Source organism: Saccharopolyspora galaxeae, from assembly GCF_016526145.1.
Classification (GTDB): Bacteria; Actinomycetota; Actinomycetes; order Mycobacteriales; family Pseudonocardiaceae; genus Saccharopolyspora_C; species Saccharopolyspora_C galaxeae.
On the sequence record NZ_JADDUE010000002.1, the window covers coordinates 702,807 to 718,680 of the forward strand.

The window sequence follows — 15,874 nt, forward strand, 5'->3', positions numbered from 1 at the left end:
CACTCGATCAGACCAATGTGGACACCGTGTTGATCACCGCACGTGCGTGCTCCCGCGGCGTTCCGGGCGTCGGCGTTGAACGGCGGGTGAATTCCGGAGAACCCTTGCTCACCAGCGCATTCGTTCGGTGTCCCGGGATTCCGGGGCGAGCGGAAAACCGACAGAACGGGCGCGGATGTGAAGTCCGGTCGACCATCCGGCGAATCACCTGTGTGGTCGCCTGCCCAGAACCGAACCACGCAGGTAGCGTCCGCAAGTGACGGGTCGACGTGTGAATGACCCGTCCGGGGAGGCCCTGACCGTGGCTGTTGGCTGGATCGGACGGTATCACCGTCCACCGTGGTCGCTCGGGGCCGGTGCGCGGTCCCTGCGGCTGCGCCGGACCGCCCGCCGGTCCGGCCAGGCCGGGGCAGGGGCAGGCCCGGCCCGCCGACAAGCGGGTGTGCGCGCCACGCCCGCGAGGGAGTAGCCGTGACCACACGACGTTCCCAGCCCACAGCGGAGCACCCGGCCGAGACCGGTGTTCCCGCAGGCGTCCCGAATCCGGTCGAGCTCCGCACTTACGTGCTGGACACCTCGGTCCTGCTGTCCGATCCGTGGGCGATGACCCGCTTCGCCGAGCACAGCGTGGTGCTGCCGCTGGTCGTGATCAGCGAGCTGGAGGGCAAGCGGCACCACCCCGAACTCGGGTGGTTCGCACGCGAAGCCCTGCGCGGCCTCGACGAACTGCGGATCCGCAATGGGCGCCTGGACGCTCCGGTGCAGGTCGGAGAGCACGGCGGCACGTTGCACGTCGAGCTCAACCACTCCGACCCGGAGGTGCTGCCGCCGGGGTTCCGCACCGACTCCAACGACGCCCGGATCCTGGCCTGTTCGCTGAACCTGGCCGCCGACGGGTACCGGGTCACGCTGGTCACCAAGGACATGCCGCTGCGGGTGAAGGCCGCGTCGGTCGCCTTGGAAGCCGAGGAGTACCGGGCGCAGGACGTCGTTTCCACGGGCTGGAACGGCATGGCCGACCTGGACGTGCCGCCGAACGCGGTGGACACCCTGTTCAAGGAAGGCGTGGCCGACCTCGACGACGCCCGCGACCTGCCCGCGAACACCGGTCTTCGGATGCTGGCCGGGTCGCAGAGCGCGCTGGGCCGGGTCACCGCGGACAAGCAGGTGAAGCTGGTCCGCGGCGACCGGGAGGCGTTCGGGTTGCACGGGCGCTCCGCGGAGCAGCGGATCGCGCTGGACCTGCTGCTCGACCCGGAGGTCGGGATCCTCTCGCTCGGCGGCCGCGCCGGGACGGGCAAGTCGGCGCTGGCGTTGTGCGCCGGCTTGGAAGCCGTCATGGAGCGCCAGCAGCACCGCAAGGTCGTGGTGTTCCGGCCGGTGTACGCGGTGGGCGGTCAGGAACTCGGCTACCTGCCCGGCAGCGAGAACGACAAGATGCAGCCGTGGGCGCAGGCGGTCTTCGACACGCTCGGTGCGCTGGCCAGCGAGAACGTGCTCGACGAGGTCACCGACCGGGGCATGCTGGAAGTGCTGCCGCTGACCCACATCCGCGGCCGGTCGCTGCACGACTCGTTCGTGATCGTGGATGAGGCGCAGTCGCTGGAACGCAACGTGCTGCTCACGGTGCTTTCCCGGCTCGGGGCGAACTCCCGGGTGGTGCTCACGCACGACGTGGCGCAGCGGGACAACCTGCGGGTCGGCAGGCACGACGGGGTGGCCGCGGTGATCGAGAAGTTGAAGGGTCACCCGCTGTTCGCGCACATCACGCTGACCCGCTCGGAGCGTTCGCCGGTGGCGGCGCTGGTCACGGAGATGCTGGAGGGCGAGTTCACCCCCTGATCCGGACGACGACCGCCACGCCTCGGGCGACACGCCCGCGGATCACCTGATCGTCGTGAGTGGTTCGGAGTGAACGGACTGTTCGACCAACCTGTTGGGACGAGCGGTCCGTTCACTCGGAACGTCCGGCTCACCAGCCGGTCGGCAGCGGGCGGCCCTCGGCGAAACCGGCTGCGGACTGGATGCCGACCTGTGCGCTTTCGTGGAACTCCGCCAGATTTCGCGCACCGGCGTAGGTGCACGACGAGCGCAGACCGGAACTGATCTCGTCCAGCAGGTCCTCCACCCCGGGCCGCTGCGGATCGATCCGCATCCGGGAGCTGGAGATGCCCTCCTCGAACAGCGCCTTGCGCGCTTGGTCGAACGCGCTGTCGGTGCGGGTCCGGGCGCTGACGGCCCGCTTGGAAGCCATCCCGAAGGACTCCTTGTAAGCCCGCCCGTGCTCGTCGCGCAGCAGGTCGCCGGGCGACTCGTAGGTGCCGGCGAACCACGAGCCCACCATCACCGAGGCGGCACCGGCCGCCAGCGCGAGCGCGACGTCCCGCGGATGGCGCACGCCGCCGTCGGCCCACACGTGCTTGCCCAGCTCGCGCGCCGCCGCGGCGCATTCGGCGACCGCGGAGAACTGCGGGCGGCCGACGCCGGTCATCATCCGCGTCGTGCACATCGCGCCCGGCCCTACGCCGACCTTGATCACGTCGGCGCCCGCTTCCGCCAGGTCGCGGACGCCTTCGGCGGTCACCACGTTGCCCGCGACCACCGGGACCGACGGGTCCAGCTCGCGCACCGACCGCAGCGCGCTGATCATCTTCTCCTGGTGGCCGTGCGCGGTGTCCACGACCAGCGCGTCCACGCCCGCGGCCAGCAGCGCGGCGGCCTTGGCTGGCACGTCCCCGTTCACGCCGACCGCGGCCGCGACCCGGAGCTTGCCCGCCCCGTCCAGCGCCGGGGCGTAGACCTCCGCGCGCAGCGAACCGCGCTGGGTGAGCACGCCCGCCAGCTTGCCCTCGGCGTCCACCGCGATCGCGAGCTGCCTGCCCTGCCGGTGCAGCTGCTCGAAAACCTCGCGGGGTTTGGTCTCCAGCGGCAGCACCACGGGGTTGCGATCGGCGACTTCGCCGACGCGGGCGAACCGGTCGACCCCGGTGCAGGCGGCCTCGTCGGCCACCCCGACCGGGCGGCCGTCCTCGTCGACGACGACCACCGCGCCGTGCGCGCGCTTCGGCAGCAGGTTGAGCACGTCGGTCACCGCGTCGTCGGGGCGCAGCACCAGCGGCGTGTCCCAGACGGGATGCCGCTCCTTCACCCAGGAAACGATCTCACCGACCGCGCTCGGCGCGACGTCTTGCGGGAGCACCACGAGACCGCCGCGGCGAGCGACGGTCTCGGCCATCCGGCGGCCCGCGACGGCGGTCATGTTGGCGACCACGATCGGCAGCGTCGTGCCCGAGCCGTCACCGGTGGCGAGGTCCACGTCGAACCGCGACTCCACGCCGGAGCGGCCGGGCGCGAGGAACACGTCGTCGTAGGTCAGGTCGGTGGTGGGCTGCTGCCCGTTCAAGAACTGCACAAGGCTCCACGATACGTGCCGGAGGTCGTGCGCAGGCCGGGTTGGAGGGAAGACGACTGGCTCACCCCGGCACCCACCGAAGGTGTGACGCGATCTCATTGCGCCGTGCTCTTTGCCGGGACTACAGTCGCTGATGGCTGCGCACCGAGGTGCGTGGAAGTACGCCGGGACCCCCCGCCAGTGTGGTGGGACCCCGGCCTCTGCATTTCTGGGGTCACCGAACTTCGATCTCAATGCTGTGGACGGCATCCCCGATCATTTCCAAGTACGCCGGATTTCCTCGCTCAGCGGCGAGCACGGCGCCGCACACCACGTCGGGTATCCACAGCAGGGGCGTTGCCGTTCCAGGCGCGAAGCTGACGTGCAGGTGCTGCGATACCAGGCCCTTCCGGCGGCACGCACTGACGATCTGGCGGTCCAGCAGGTTGTTCCGCTCCTGGCGGGACTCCAGCAGAAGCGAGTCGATCTTCATCGCGTCCAGCTCGACCAGCAGCGCTTCCAGGCATTTCCGGCGGGCTCGTTCGGGCTTGAGCGCGCGGCCTCTTCCGATCACGACGTTGTGCATGAACGAGGCCTTCTGCACGACTTTCGCCAGGTCTGCGCGACGTCGTTCAGCCGACTTATACCAGTGGACCTTGTGCGGCCCGGACTGCAACGCGTAGAGCGCGTCGCGGACGACTTCGGCCTCGGTCAGGTCGACGAGGCTGGCGGTGAGGATGTACACGCCGAGCGGGAGGTCGTAGGACTCGTCGGCGTAGGCGGCGAGGAACACGACCGGAATAAGATCGAGAACGCGAGTTCGAGAGCAAGCCGCTGCACCCGGACGTGTTCGGAGATCACCGGTTCCGGGCAGCGGCGGCTCGGGTCAGAGCTCTTCGCCGCTGAGCATCGGCTCGAACGACCGGTAGGCCGCGTAGTTGCGGAAGAACCGGCTGTAGAGCTCGGAGCCGTCGTCGAAGGTGGCGTCCTCGACCTGCTTGACCTCGACGATCTCCTTGAACTTCCAGGTGATCAGCTCGCCGTCCTCGTTGTGGTAGCTGGTCGCCTGCTGCTTGCCGTAGTCGGTGGCCTTCTCCTTCGCCTCCGCGGCGGACTCGGCCTTGACCAGCACGAAGGATTCCTCGTACAGCTGCGGCTCGGCGGCGCTCTCCGCGCTGATCTCGATGAGCAGCAGCGCGACGTAGAACTCGGCATCGGCGGCGGAGGCGCGGACCTGGAAGTCCCGCGGGTCGATGCTGCCGGAGCCGATGTCGATCGAGCCGACCTGCTCGTCGGCGAGTTCCTCGGCAGCCTCGGCGGGGATGTCGTCGTCGCTGGGTGTGCTCATACCTCCAGTTTCGCATCCGGCTCGACTCCGCCCGGGAGCATGGCCCGCACGGCTTCGACGGTGTCGGCGGAGGCGGCGTCCTTGTCCGGGCGGTAGCGCAGCACCCGCGCGAACCGCAGCGCCACTCCGCCCGGGTAGCGGGTGCTGAGCTGCACGCCGTCCAGCTCGATCTCCACGACCAGTTCCGGCGCCAGGTGCACCGTCCAGTCGTCGCGGTGCGTCTCGTGCCTGGGGAATTCACTGGTCTGCCAGGCGAGCAGCTCGTCGGTGAGTCCTTTGAACGTCTTGCCCACCATGATCGGCGGCCCGCCGTCCGGGTCGCGGGCGCCCAGGTGCAGGTTCGACAGGTGGCCGCTGCGGCGGCCGTGGCCCCATTCCGCGGCCAGCACCACGAGATCCAGCGTGTGCGACGGCTTGATCTTGCGCCAGGTCCGGCCGCGCCGCCCAGCCGCGTACACCGAATCCAGGGCTTTGACGACCACGCCCTCGTGCCCGGCGTCGAGCGATTCGTCGAGCAGCGTCGCGGCCTGCTCGGAATCCGCGCCGGCCCGCACTCCCGGGATGCGGTGCCCGGCCGCGACGTGGTGCAGCGCGTCCAGCCGCCGGCGCAGCGGCTCGTCCACCAGGTCGGTGCCGTCCAAGTGCAGGCAGTCGAAGAAGTAGGGCCGCAGCACCTCGTCGCGCGGGCTCTGCGCGCCGAACCGGGCCATCGTCTCCTGGAACGGGCGGGGCCTGCCGGAGTCGGTGAGCGCGAGCGTTTCCCCGTCCAGCACCACCGATTCGCAGTCCAGCCCGCGCACCAAGGCCACCAGTTCGGGCACCTGACCGGTGATCTCCCGCAGCGTGCGGGTGTAGACGTGCACCTCGTCGGCAGCGCGGTGCACCTGGATCCGCGCACCGTCCATTTTGTACTCGACGCTGCACTCGCCGAGTTCGCCCAGCGTTTCCGCCAAGGTTTCGGCTGGGGAGGCGAGCATCGGCCGCAACGGCCTGCCCACCTCCAGCCGGAACTCCGCGAGCGCGGCCGCGCCGCCGGTCAGCGCCGCTTCCGCGGTGGCGGGCAGCCGCCCGGAGAGCATGAACGCGCGGCGCACCGCCTCCCCGGGCACCTCGGCCGCTTCGGCGACGGCCTCCACCATGACGCCTTCCAGCGCGCCCTGGCGCAGTTCGCCGCCGAGCAGCCGGATCAGGAACCCCTGTTCGGCGGCGGTGGCGCGGCCGAGCAGCTCGGTCAGCGCGGCCACCCGCCGACGACCCGAACCGGAGCCGGTGATCCCGCGCAGCTCGCCGATCGCCGCATCCACCTCCAGGACGCTCAGCGAGGACTCCGCCGCGGGCGCCACGTCCAGTTCGGACAGCGTCGACCAGCCCACGCCCGCGCGTCCGCCGGGCAGCTCGCCCGCGAGCAGCGCGGTGGCCGGCCGGATCTCGGCGGCCGTCAGCTCGGTGAGCAGACCGGCGATCGCGGCCACCTTCGACTTCCGGGACCGGGTGGCCGCGACTTCGGCGGACGCGGCCACGACCGCGGCGAGCGAAACCATGCGCCCATGGTGCGCGCGAACCCCGACAGCGCGCTGCCACCGGCCGGCCACTGTGGAACCGCGGCGGCGTTGCGGCACGTCCCAGTGCTCATCCGGAACGAATGGGGGTGTTCCGGGCCGGCCGTGCGCCTCACCGCGAGGCGCACGGCCACGACCCGGCCCGCCTCACTTGGCCTGGGCCATCCCGAGCACGTCCAGCGCGGTGTCCAGCTGCTCCAGCGTCAGCTTGCCGGAGTCGACGTGCCCGCGTTCCAGCACGACCTCGCGGATCGTCTTGCGCTCCTTGAGCGCCTGCTTCGCGACCGAAGCCGCCTCCTCGTAGCCGATGTAGTGGTTCAGCGGCGTCACGATCGACGGCGAACCCTCGGCGTACTCGCGGGCGCGGTCGGCGTTCGCCTCCACCCCGGCGAAGACCTTGTCCGCCAGCAGCCGGGAAACCGCCGCCAGCAGCCGCGCCGACTCCAGCACGTTGCGCGCGATCACCGGCAGGTTCACGTTCAGCTGGAAGTTGCCCTGCGCACCTGCGAAGGAGACCGCCGCGTCGTTGCCGATGACCTGCGCGACGACCTGCAGCGTGGCCTCCGGGATCACCGGGTTCACCTTGCCCGGCATGATCGAGGAGCCGGGCTGCAGGTCCGGCAGCGCCAGCTCGGCCAGGCCGGTGCGCGGGCCGGAGCCCAGCCAGCGCAGATCGTTGGCGATCTTGTTCAGGCTGACCGCGACGGTGCGCAGGTTGCCCGAGGTCTCCACCACGCCGTCCTGGCTGGCCTGCGCCTCGAAGTGGTCGCGGGCCTCGGTCAGCGGCAGGCCGGTCACCCGCGCGAGCTCCTCGGAGACCGCCTTGCCGAAGCCCTCCGGCGCGTTGAGCCCGGAACCGACGGCGGTCCCGCCGATGGGCAGCTCGCCCAGCCGGTCCAGCCCGGCCTTGAGCCGTTCCACGCCGAAGCGCACCTGCGATGCCCATGCGCCCGCTTCCTGGCCGAGCGTGATCGGCACCGCGTCCATCAGGTGCGTGCGCCCGGACTTCACGACCTCGGCCCAGTCGGCGGCGCGCTGCTCGATGCCCGCGGCCAGGTGCTCCAGCGCCGGGACGACCTCGGCGAGCACGGCCTCGGTGGCCGCGACGTGGATCGTGGTCGGGAACGTGTCGTTGGACGACTGCGAGGCGTTGACGTGGTCGTTCGGGTGCACGTCGCGGCCCAGCGAGCGGGTGGCCAGGGTCGCGATGACCTCGTTGGCGTTCATGTTCGACGACGTGCCGGAGCCGGTCTGGAACACGTCGATCGGGAAGTGCTCGTCGTGGCGGCCTTCGGCGACCTCGTCGGCCGCCGCGGCGATCGCCTCGGCCATGTCGGCCTCGAGGATGCCGAGCTTGCCGTTGACCCGGGCGGCCGCGGCCTTGAGCAGCCCGAGCGCGCGGACCTGGGACCGCTCCAGCCCGCTCCCGGAGATCGGGAAGTTCTCCACCGCGCGCTGCGTTTGCGCGCGGTAGAGGGCCGCGGCGGGCACTTTGACCTCACCCATCGTGTCGTGTTCGATCCGGTAGTCCTGTTCAGCCATGCAGGAAGTGTCCACCGCCGGGGCCGCGGTGGTCAGTATGGGTCGCCCCACGCCGAGCCGGTCACCTGGCCGGCCGCGCCGAGCTGGACCGATATAGGTGACCAAGGTCGTCGCCGCGGGCGTGGAACGGCCCGCGCGCAGCGGAACAGGTCTAGGCTCGGCTGTGATCCACGTTGCACTGCCGGGGAGTGGGCATGGCCGAGCCGTTGGAAGTCGATCTGCTCGTCGTGGGGGCCGGGCCGACCGGCCTGTACGCGGCCTACTACGCGGGTTTCCGGGATCTGTCGGTGGCGCTGGTCGATTCGCTGCCGGAACCCGGCGGGCAGGTCACCGCGATGTACCCGGAAAAGATGATCTTCGATGTGGCCGGTTTCCCCGCGGTGCGCGGCCGCGACCTGGTCACCGCGCTGGTCGAGCAGGCCGCTCAGTACCAGCCGCGCTACCTGCTGGGGCGGGACGCGACCGAACTGTCCGATGAGGACGGTTCCGTCGTCGTGTCGGCAGGTGCGGAGCAGGTGCGCGCCCGCGCGGTGCTGATCACCGCTGGGATCGGGGAGTTCACCCCGCGCCCGCTTCCCGCGGGCGGCGATTGGCTGGGCCGCGGCGTGGTGCACTTCGTCCCGGAGCTGGCCGTGCACGCCGGGCAGGACGTGCTGGTCGTCGGCGGCGGGGATTCCGCGTTCGACTGGGTGCTGGCGCTGCAGCCGATCGCCCGCAGCGTCACGCTCGTGCACCGCCGTGCGCGGTTCCGCGCGCAGGCCGGGCTGGTGCGCAAGGTCGAAGACCTCGGCGTTCCGCTGATCACCGAGGCGCAGGTCGCCGAGGTGCGCGGCGACGAGAACGGGGTGCACGAGGTCGAGATCGAGGTGGGGGAGCAGCGGCGGGTGCTGCCCGCGCAGACGGTCGTCGCCGCGCTCGGGTTCACCGCCGATCTGGGGCCGATCGAGCAGTGGGGGCTCGACCTGGACAAGCGCAGCATCAAGGTGGACACCACCATGCGCACCAACCGGGAGAAGATCTACGCCGCCGGGGACGTGGCGAGCTACCCGGGCAAGGTCAAGCTCATCGCGACCGGGTTCGGCGAGGCCGCCACCGCGGTCAACAACATCGCCGTGGAGCTCGACCCCGCCGCGCACCTCTTCCCCGGGCACTCCTCGAACAAGGGCTGACCCCGGGAATGGAAACGGCCGCCCTCCCCCGGAGGAGGGCGGCCGCGTCGGTGGGGTTCGTTCGCCGAACCCTTTTCCAGATGTCAGGCGCCGGTGTTCTGCTCGACCCAGTCGGACAGCGCCGAGACGTCGGTGTAGATCGACGGTCCGGTGGCGCAGTTCGAGTCGTTGTTGCCCGCGCGGCTGGTCGCGCCGATCAGCTCCCAGTTGCCGGGGGTGCCCTTGATCTGCGGCCCACCGGAGTCGCCGTAGCAGGCGCCGGAGTCGCCGCCCGGGTTCGACGTGCAGATCTCGGACTCGCCGGTGATGCCGCTGCACTCGCCGTCGTCGACGATCGAGGTGTCCAGTTCCTGCAGGTTGGCCGGTGCTTCACCACCGGGCGCCGGGCTGGTCTGGCCCCAGCCGATGATGCGGGTCTCGGTGCCGGTCGCGCCGGACTCGGCCGCGATCGGGATCGGCGCCGCCGAAACCGCCTTGTCCAGCTTGAACACCGCGATGTCCGCGGACGGGTGGACGTTGATCTCGCTGACGCCCGCCTCTTCGCCGCCGCTGGCGTGCTGCAGGCTGCCCACCCGCACCTGGAACTGGTCGGGCTGGCCGCCCTCGACGCAGTGCGCGGCGGTGACCGCCCAGTCCGGCTTGATCAGCGAGGCGCCGCAGCTGTGCGAGCCGCCGTTCTGCAGGGAGATCATGAACGAGTAGGGCTCGGCGGCGTCGTGCCCGCCGACGATCAGCGGCGCCGGGTCGTCGGCTGCTGCGGCGGGCGAGGCCATCGCCGCAGCGGCGCCCACGGCGAGCGCTCCGGTCAGCAGGGGGCGGATGCGCATGAGGTGAGGTCCTTCCGTCGGCCCGGCCGCGGCCGGGAGTGCCGTCCCGGCCCGGAACAGCCGGAATGATCACCGACGGTAAGGATCTCCACCAGTTCGAGGCACCGACTTTCGGTGGGGCTGCGCTGACCCCAACGCAGGTGTGCCGCGTACCCGCGGCAACGTCGCAGCTCACGGCTTCAAACGCACCGAATTCGGAAAATACCGGTAAAAACCCGCGCCCGAACCCGGCCCGAGCGAACGGACCGTTCGTCCCAATAGATTGGTCCAACAGGCCGTTCACTCGGCGATCTCGCCGGAGCGAACGGAACTTCGGTCCGAATGGATCGGGAGCGGTCCGTTCGCTCCGGGGAGGATCGCGGTCAGGCGCCGTGCCGGCCGGTGTCCTGGCCGTCCAGGTCGACGTTGGAGTACTCGCGCAGCTTCGCCAGCCGGTGCGAACCCTCGATCACCCGCACCGTGCCGGACTTCGACCGCATCACGATCGACTGCGTGCTGCACCGGTTCGCGCGGTAGTGCACGCCCTTCAGCAGCGCCCCGTCGGTGATCCCGGTGGCGCAGAAGAACACGTTGTCCCCGCGCACCAGGTCCGAGGTCGTCAGCACCCGCTCCACGTCGTGCCCGGCGTCGATCACCTGCTGCCGCTCGGTGTCGTCCTTCGGCCACAGCCGCGTCTGGATCTCGCCGTCCATGCACTTGAGCGCGGAGGCGGTGATGATGCCCTCCGGCGTACCGCCGATCCCCATCAGCATGTCCACGCCGCTGTCCGGGCGGGCCGCCGCGATCGCGCCCGCGACGTCGCCGTCCGAGATGAACTGGATCCGGGCGCCCGCCTCGCGCACCTCGGAAACCAGCTTGTCGTGCCGCGGCCGGTCCAGGATGCACACCGTCACGTCCGAGACGTCGATGTGCTTGGCCTTGGCGACCCGGCGGACGTTCTCGGCGACCGGCGCGGAGATGTCCACCACGTCCGCCGCTTCCGGTCCCACCGCCAGCTTCTCCATGTAGAACACCGCCGAGGGGTCGAACATCGCGCCGCGCTCGGCCACCGCGAGCACCGCCAGCGCGTTCGGCATCCCCTTGCTCAGCAGCGTGGTGCCGTCGATCGGGTCCACCGCGACGTCGCACTCGGGGCCGTTGCCGTTGCCGACCTCTTCGCCGTTGAACAGCATCGGCGCTTCGTCCTTCTCGCCTTCGCCGATGACCACGACGCCGCGCATCGACACGGTGCCGATCAGCTTGCGCATCGCGTCCACGGCGGCGCCGTCGCCGGAGTTCTTGTCGCCGCGCCCGGTCCAACGGCCGCCGGCCATCGCGGCGGCCTCGGTGACCCGCACGAGTTCCATCGCGAGGTTGCGGTCAGGCGCTTCGTGGCGGCTCTGCGTGGTGGACGTGCTCATCGCGCCTCCCGGTCGGCGAACTGGGCTGTGCATCGGCGCGCGGGCGAGGCGCGCTCGTGTTCACGGATCTTCCCAGATCGCACACCCCGAGGCCGGGTCACGTGGGCGAGGCCACGCTCCGCCTCGGGCCGGATGGTCCCGGGCTCACTCGGACTCGGCGGGCTCCTCCACCGATGCCAGCGCGCGCTCCACGCGTTCCCGGGCGCCCGCGAGGTGCCGTTCGCACACCGTGGCCAGCGCTTCGCCGCGCTCCCACAGCGCCAGCGAGTCCTCGAGCGACAGCCCACCTGCCTCGAGCTGCTTGACCACCTCGGCCAGCTCGTCCCGCGCCTGCTCGTAGCCGAGTTCGGCGACTTCGGGGTGATCGGCGACCGGGTCGAACTGCTCGTCCTGCTGCTCGTTGGTCACGGGGCGGGGCTCTCCAGCTTCGCGGGCACGGACACCACGGCGGTCGCGATGGCCTGGTCGTAGCCGACGAACGCCTCGGCGAACTCGGCGCCGTCGCCTTCGCGGACCGCGTCGTTGATGCGCAATTGCGCTTCGGTGACCCTACGTCGGTGCGCGGCGCCGCGGCCGACCCACCACCTGGTTCCGCCGTAGCTGGAGGTCGCCTCGGCCAGCGCGCGCAACTTGACCGGCAGCGTCCTGCGCTCGCCGGCGTCGCAGCCGCCGAGCAGCGCAGTCCAGCAGTGGGCCGCGGCCGCATCGGCCTCCTGGGCGCACCGCCGCACCCGTTCCGCGCCGCCGAGGTCCGGTGAGCTGGTCACCGCGACGGTCAACGGGAGGAACGTGGGTTCCTGCGCTGACTGCACCACGACCTCCCCTTCACACCGGACGATGCGCGCCGCACCGTCATTCGGGTACGACGGCGCGCACCGCACCGTCAACGACTCGGACCCGCAGTTCGGTTCCCGGTGGCGCGTCCTCGACCGAGCGCAGGACACCGTCCGCGCCCTCGGGATCGACGCGCTGCACAACCGCGTACCCGCGAGCAAGAGTGGCCGCCGGACCGAGGGTCGTCAAGCGTGATCGAGTCGCGGCCATCGCGTGCCCCTCGGCGGTGAGCACCGTCGTGATCGCCCGCCGTGCCCGGTCCCGCGCCACCTGCACCTGCTCTGATCTGCGCTGCAGCGGTCCGTGCGGGTCGGCGAGCACCGGGCGGCTGCGCAACGAGTCCAGCAGCCTGCGCTCGCGATCCACCCATCCGTGTAGCGCCCGCCGGGCGCGGTCGCGCAGCTGGGCCACCCGCTGGGTCTCTTCGGCCATGTCCGGTACGACGCGTTTGCCCGCCCCGGTGGGGGTGGAGCAGCGCACATCGGCGACGTGGTCCAGCAGCGGTGAGTCCGGTTCGTGCCCGATCGCGCTGACCACCGGGGTGCGGCAGGTCGACACCGCCCGGCACAGCGCCTCGTCGGAGAACGGCAGCAGGTCCTCCACGCTGCCGCCGCCGCGGGCGAGCACGATCACGTCCACCTCGGGGTCGCGGTCCAGCTCGCCCAGCGCATCGAGGATCTGCGGCACCGCGGTCGAACCCTGCACGGCGACGTTGCGGATCTCGAAGCGCACCGCGGGCCAGCGCAGTTCGGCGTTGCTGAGCACGTCGTGCTCCGCGGCAGAGGCACGCCCGGTGACCAGGCCGATCTTGTTCGGCAGGAACGGCAGTGCGCGCTTGCGCGCCGGATCGAACAGCCCCTCGGCGCGCAGCAGCGCCCGGAGCCGTTCGATGCGGGCCAGCAGCTCGCCGACGCCGACCGCGCGGATCTCGTCGACCCGCAGGCTCAGCGTCCCGCGGCCGAGGAAGAACGAGAACTTGCCGTGCACCACCACGCGACTGCCGTCGGTCAGCGGCGGATCCTGCTGGCGCAGCAGCGCCGACGAGCAGGTCAGGCTCAGCGACACCTCGGCGGACGGGTCGCGCAGCACCATGAACGCCGTCGCGTTGCCCTGCCGGATCTTGATCTGGGTGAGCTGACCTTCCACCCACACGTCGCCGAGCCGGTGGATCCAGTCGGCGACCTTGCGCGCCACGGTCCGCACCGGCCACGGCTGCTCCGGGCTGGTCGGAGTGGGGCTGCTCGATGCGCCCGGATTGTTCGGCGTCGGATTGTTCGGGGGCACCGCGCGCTCCTCTCCGCGTCCGGGCATCGACCGGCGCGATCATACGGCGCGCGTGCGCGATTCCTGCCGGGCAGCGGTGTTGCTTCGGCCGCGCAGCGGAACCTCGGTGCGGTGCGGACTCGCCCTGTGCGGCGGGACTGCTCGCTGCCGCGGCGGAGCGCACTGCCTTGCAGCGGAGCTCACCGGTGCTCGCTGCTTGCCGCGGGACTCGTTGCCGCGCAGGGGTTTCCTACCGCGGCGGAGCTCACTGCCGCAGGCGTTCCAGGCGGTTCGAGAGCATCCGCTCGAAATCCGGGCGCCGTGCGTGCTGCTGCTCGTGCTCCAGCAGCACCACCAGCTCGGACTCGGAGAACCCGCGCAGCTTGCCGCGCAGTTGCGGCAGGCTCATCTGGTCGTACTCCGGCAGCACCGCGAGGTCGTCGCCGAGCGCGGACGGTTCTCCCAGGTCGGTGACCGGTCCCGGTGCCGGCTCGGCCGTGCCCGTGCCGCCTGCGGCCGCGCCACCGGCGGGACCGGGCTGTTCGTCCTCGTCGAAGGTCGCCCACTCCGGCTGCTGCTCGGTGCCGCGCAGCGCGGACAGCGCCTCGTCGCCTTTGATGGCCAGTTCGGTGACCTGCTGCTGCACCCGCATCGACACTTGCAACGCCTGGCTGACGACGGTGACCGGCAGGCCGAGTAGCTGACCCGGCAGGCGCTTGGCCTCTTCGACGGTGACGGCCGCGAGCCCGGCCGCGACCCGGATCGGCAACGGAAACGACGACATGGCCACAGCCTGCCGCACGCGCCCGGCAGAAGCCATCGAACCCGTGCGGAATCTTGCACTCGCAGTACCTGTTCCCCGAACCGCGATTAGTCTGATCGAACTAGGCAGCGCATCCGGACGGCCCAATCGAGCCGTTGGGTCCACTCGTGATCACTGAACGTGCTCACGGAACCGGTGAGAGTGGGTCACGCAACGGAGCCATGAGCCGGTGGCCGGGCTGACCCTCACCGGGACGATCCGTACCCTTGAAACCATGACGACCTCGCCGCAGGCCACCGAGCCCGCCAACTCGGCAGACCACGCTGACCAGGCAGGACCCGGCGCAGCGCCGGACGCGACGAACTCGGCCGCTGCGCAGAAGCGGGTGCTGCTGGCCAAGCCCCGCGGCTACTGCGCCGGCGTGGACCGCGCCGTCGACACCGTCGAGAAGGCGCTGGAGACCTACGGTCCACCGGTGTACGTGCGCAAGGAGATCGTGCACAACAAGCACGTCGTGCAGACCCTCGAAGAGCGCGGCGTGATCTTCGTGGAGGAGGCCTCCGAGGTCCCCGAGGGCGCGCTGGTCGTGTTCTCCGCGCACGGCGTTTCGCCCGCGGTGCACGAGGAGGCCAAGAACCGCAACCTGCGCACCATCGACGCCACCTGCCCGCTGGTGACGAAGGTGCACAAGGAGGTCAACCGGTTCGCCCGCGACGACTACGACATCCTGCTGATCGGTCACGAGGGCCACGAGGAGGTCGAGGGCACCTCGGGCGAGGCCCCGGACCGGGTGCAGCTGGTCGACAAGCCCGAGGACGTCGACAAGGTCGACGTGCGCGACCCGAACAAGGTCGTGTGGCTGTCGCAGACCACGCTCAGCGTGGACGAGACGATGGAGCGGGTCGACCAGATCAAGGACCGGTTCCCGGATCTGCAGGCGCCGCCGAGCGACGACATCTGCTACGCCACCTCCAACCGGCAGGTGGCGGTGAAGGCGATGGCCGCGGAATGCGATCTGGTCCTGGTGGTCGGCTCGCAGAATTCGTCCAATTCCAAGCGGCTGGTCGAGGTCGCGATGCAGGCGGGCGCCACCGACGCGCACCTGGTCGACTACGCCGAGCAGATCGAGGAATCCTGGTTCGACGACGTCTCCACCGTCGGCGTCACCAGCGGTGCTTCGGTGCCGGACGTGCTGGTCATGCAGGTTCTCGACCATCTCGCCGAGCGCGGCTGGGGTGATGTCGAGGAGGTCACCACCGCGAACGAGAAGGTGTCCTTCGCGCTGCCGCGGGAATTGCGCAAGGACCTCAAGGACAACCCGGACTCGCCCAAGGGCGTGCGCTGATCGAGCCTTCTGGCGGCCCGTCCCCGATTCTCGGGGGCGGGCCGTTTTTCTTTCACCGGAAGAACGTGTCGGGGCGGCCCGAATTCGACCGGTGCGTTCGCTCCGGAGTCCGCGTGCGGCGTTCTCCTCGCCACTTCGATGTTGGGGAGCGACCGGATCCGCCGCCCGTTCCGGTCGGACCGACGGTGGCGAAGTCCGCTCAGTCGAAGAAGTCGTCGCCCCGGGAACGCCGCGGGCGCCGCGGCGGTTCGCCGCCGGGTTTCTGCCCACCCGGATTCGGGCCGCCCTGCCTGGGGCCGCCCTGGCCGGGCCCGCCCTGCCGCGGTTGGCCCTGGCGAGGTTGGCCCTGGCGCGGCGGCTCGGCCCTGCCGCGGCCGGGCGCCGGCCGGCCGCCGCCCTCGCCGCGCCCCCCCCCGCGCTCCTCGCGCTGCCG

Annotated in this window: 14 protein-coding genes; 3 read left to right on the forward strand and 11 right to left on the reverse strand. The window is 71.0% G+C overall.

The window, feature by feature from the left end:
• Nucleotides 1-471 precede the first annotated feature (471 nt).
• Nucleotides 472-1,842 carry an RNA 5'-3' helicase PhoH2 gene (phoH2, locus tag INP57_RS07665; RefSeq protein WP_200069312.1) on the forward strand — a complete coding sequence of 457 codons (1,371 nt, stop codon included), beginning with the start codon at nucleotides 472-474 and terminating at the stop codon, nucleotides 1,840-1,842.
• 130 nt (nucleotides 1,843-1,972) lie between these two features.
• Here phoH2 and guaB1 read toward each other — a convergent pair whose 3' ends face one another.
• From guaB1 to INP57_RS07690, 5 genes are all read right to left on the reverse strand, one after another.
• Nucleotides 1,973-3,412 (reverse strand): GMP reductase, encoded by a 1,440-nt coding sequence (gene guaB1, locus INP57_RS07670; RefSeq protein WP_200069313.1) that lies wholly within the window; start codon nucleotides 3,410-3,412, stop codon nucleotides 1,973-1,975.
• A 214-nt stretch (nucleotides 3,413-3,626) separates the two neighbouring features.
• A complete protein-coding gene (locus INP57_RS07675) occupies nucleotides 3,627-4,184 on the reverse strand; it encodes a hypothetical protein (RefSeq protein WP_200069314.1) in 558 nt (185 codons plus the stop codon).
• A gap of 93 nt (nucleotides 4,185-4,277) precedes the next feature.
• Nucleotides 4,278-4,739: a DUF4288 domain-containing protein gene (locus INP57_RS07680; RefSeq protein ID WP_200069315.1), complete on the reverse strand. Its 462-nt coding sequence runs from the start codon at nucleotides 4,737-4,739 to the stop codon at nucleotides 4,278-4,280.
• Nucleotides 4,736-6,280, reverse strand: coding sequence for an ATP-dependent DNA ligase (locus INP57_RS07685; protein WP_200069316.1), 1,545 nt, complete (start codon nucleotides 6,278-6,280; stop codon nucleotides 4,736-4,738). The genes INP57_RS07680 and INP57_RS07685 overlap by 4 nt, the downstream gene beginning before the upstream one ends.
• Before the next feature lie 165 nt (nucleotides 6,281-6,445).
• On the reverse strand, nucleotides 6,446-7,840 hold the full coding sequence (locus INP57_RS07690; RefSeq protein ID WP_200069317.1) for a class II fumarate hydratase: 1,395 nt from the start codon (nucleotides 7,838-7,840) through the stop codon (nucleotides 6,446-6,448).
• A gap of 194 nt (nucleotides 7,841-8,034) precedes the next feature.
• Here INP57_RS07690 and INP57_RS07695 point away from each other — a divergent pair, with 194 nt between their 5' ends.
• Nucleotides 8,035-9,009: an NAD(P)/FAD-dependent oxidoreductase gene (locus tag INP57_RS07695; RefSeq protein ID WP_200069318.1), complete on the forward strand. Its 975-nt coding sequence runs from the start codon at nucleotides 8,035-8,037 to the stop codon at nucleotides 9,007-9,009.
• 83 nt (nucleotides 9,010-9,092) lie between these two features.
• Here INP57_RS07695 and INP57_RS07700 read toward each other — a convergent pair whose 3' ends face one another.
• The 6 genes from INP57_RS07700 to INP57_RS07725 form a co-directional block, all read right to left on the reverse strand.
• Entirely contained in the window at nucleotides 9,093-9,836 is a 744-nt protein-coding gene (locus tag INP57_RS07700) for a S1 family peptidase (RefSeq protein ID WP_200069319.1), read from the reverse strand.
• A gap of 362 nt (nucleotides 9,837-10,198) precedes the next feature.
• The gene (gene glpX / locus INP57_RS07705) at nucleotides 10,199-11,236 is read right to left on the reverse strand and encodes a class II fructose-bisphosphatase (RefSeq protein ID WP_200069320.1); all 1,038 of its coding nucleotides are present in this window, start codon (nucleotides 11,234-11,236) and stop codon (nucleotides 10,199-10,201) included.
• A gap of 144 nt (nucleotides 11,237-11,380) precedes the next feature.
• Nucleotides 11,381-11,644: an exodeoxyribonuclease VII small subunit gene (locus INP57_RS07710; RefSeq protein ID WP_200069321.1), complete on the reverse strand. Its 264-nt coding sequence runs from the start codon at nucleotides 11,642-11,644 to the stop codon at nucleotides 11,381-11,383.
• Nucleotides 11,641-12,048, reverse strand: coding sequence for a hypothetical protein (locus INP57_RS07715; protein ID WP_200069322.1), 408 nt, complete (start codon nucleotides 12,046-12,048; stop codon nucleotides 11,641-11,643). The genes INP57_RS07710 and INP57_RS07715 overlap by 4 nt, the downstream gene beginning before the upstream one ends.
• 40 nt (nucleotides 12,049-12,088) lie before the next feature.
• Nucleotides 12,089-13,354, reverse strand: coding sequence for an exodeoxyribonuclease VII large subunit (gene xseA / locus INP57_RS07720; RefSeq protein ID WP_295147494.1), 1,266 nt, complete (start codon nucleotides 13,352-13,354; stop codon nucleotides 12,089-12,091).
• A gap of 244 nt (nucleotides 13,355-13,598) precedes the next feature.
• Nucleotides 13,599-14,117, reverse strand: coding sequence for a lipid droplet-associated protein (locus INP57_RS07725; RefSeq protein WP_200069324.1), 519 nt, complete (start codon nucleotides 14,115-14,117; stop codon nucleotides 13,599-13,601).
• 253 nt (nucleotides 14,118-14,370) lie between these two features.
• Between INP57_RS07725 and INP57_RS07730 the strand changes: the two genes are divergently transcribed.
• On the forward strand, nucleotides 14,371-15,441 hold the full coding sequence (locus INP57_RS07730; protein WP_200069325.1) for a 4-hydroxy-3-methylbut-2-enyl diphosphate reductase: 1,071 nt from the start codon (nucleotides 14,371-14,373) through the stop codon (nucleotides 15,439-15,441).
• The last annotated feature ends 433 nt before the right edge of the window (nucleotides 15,442-15,874 follow it).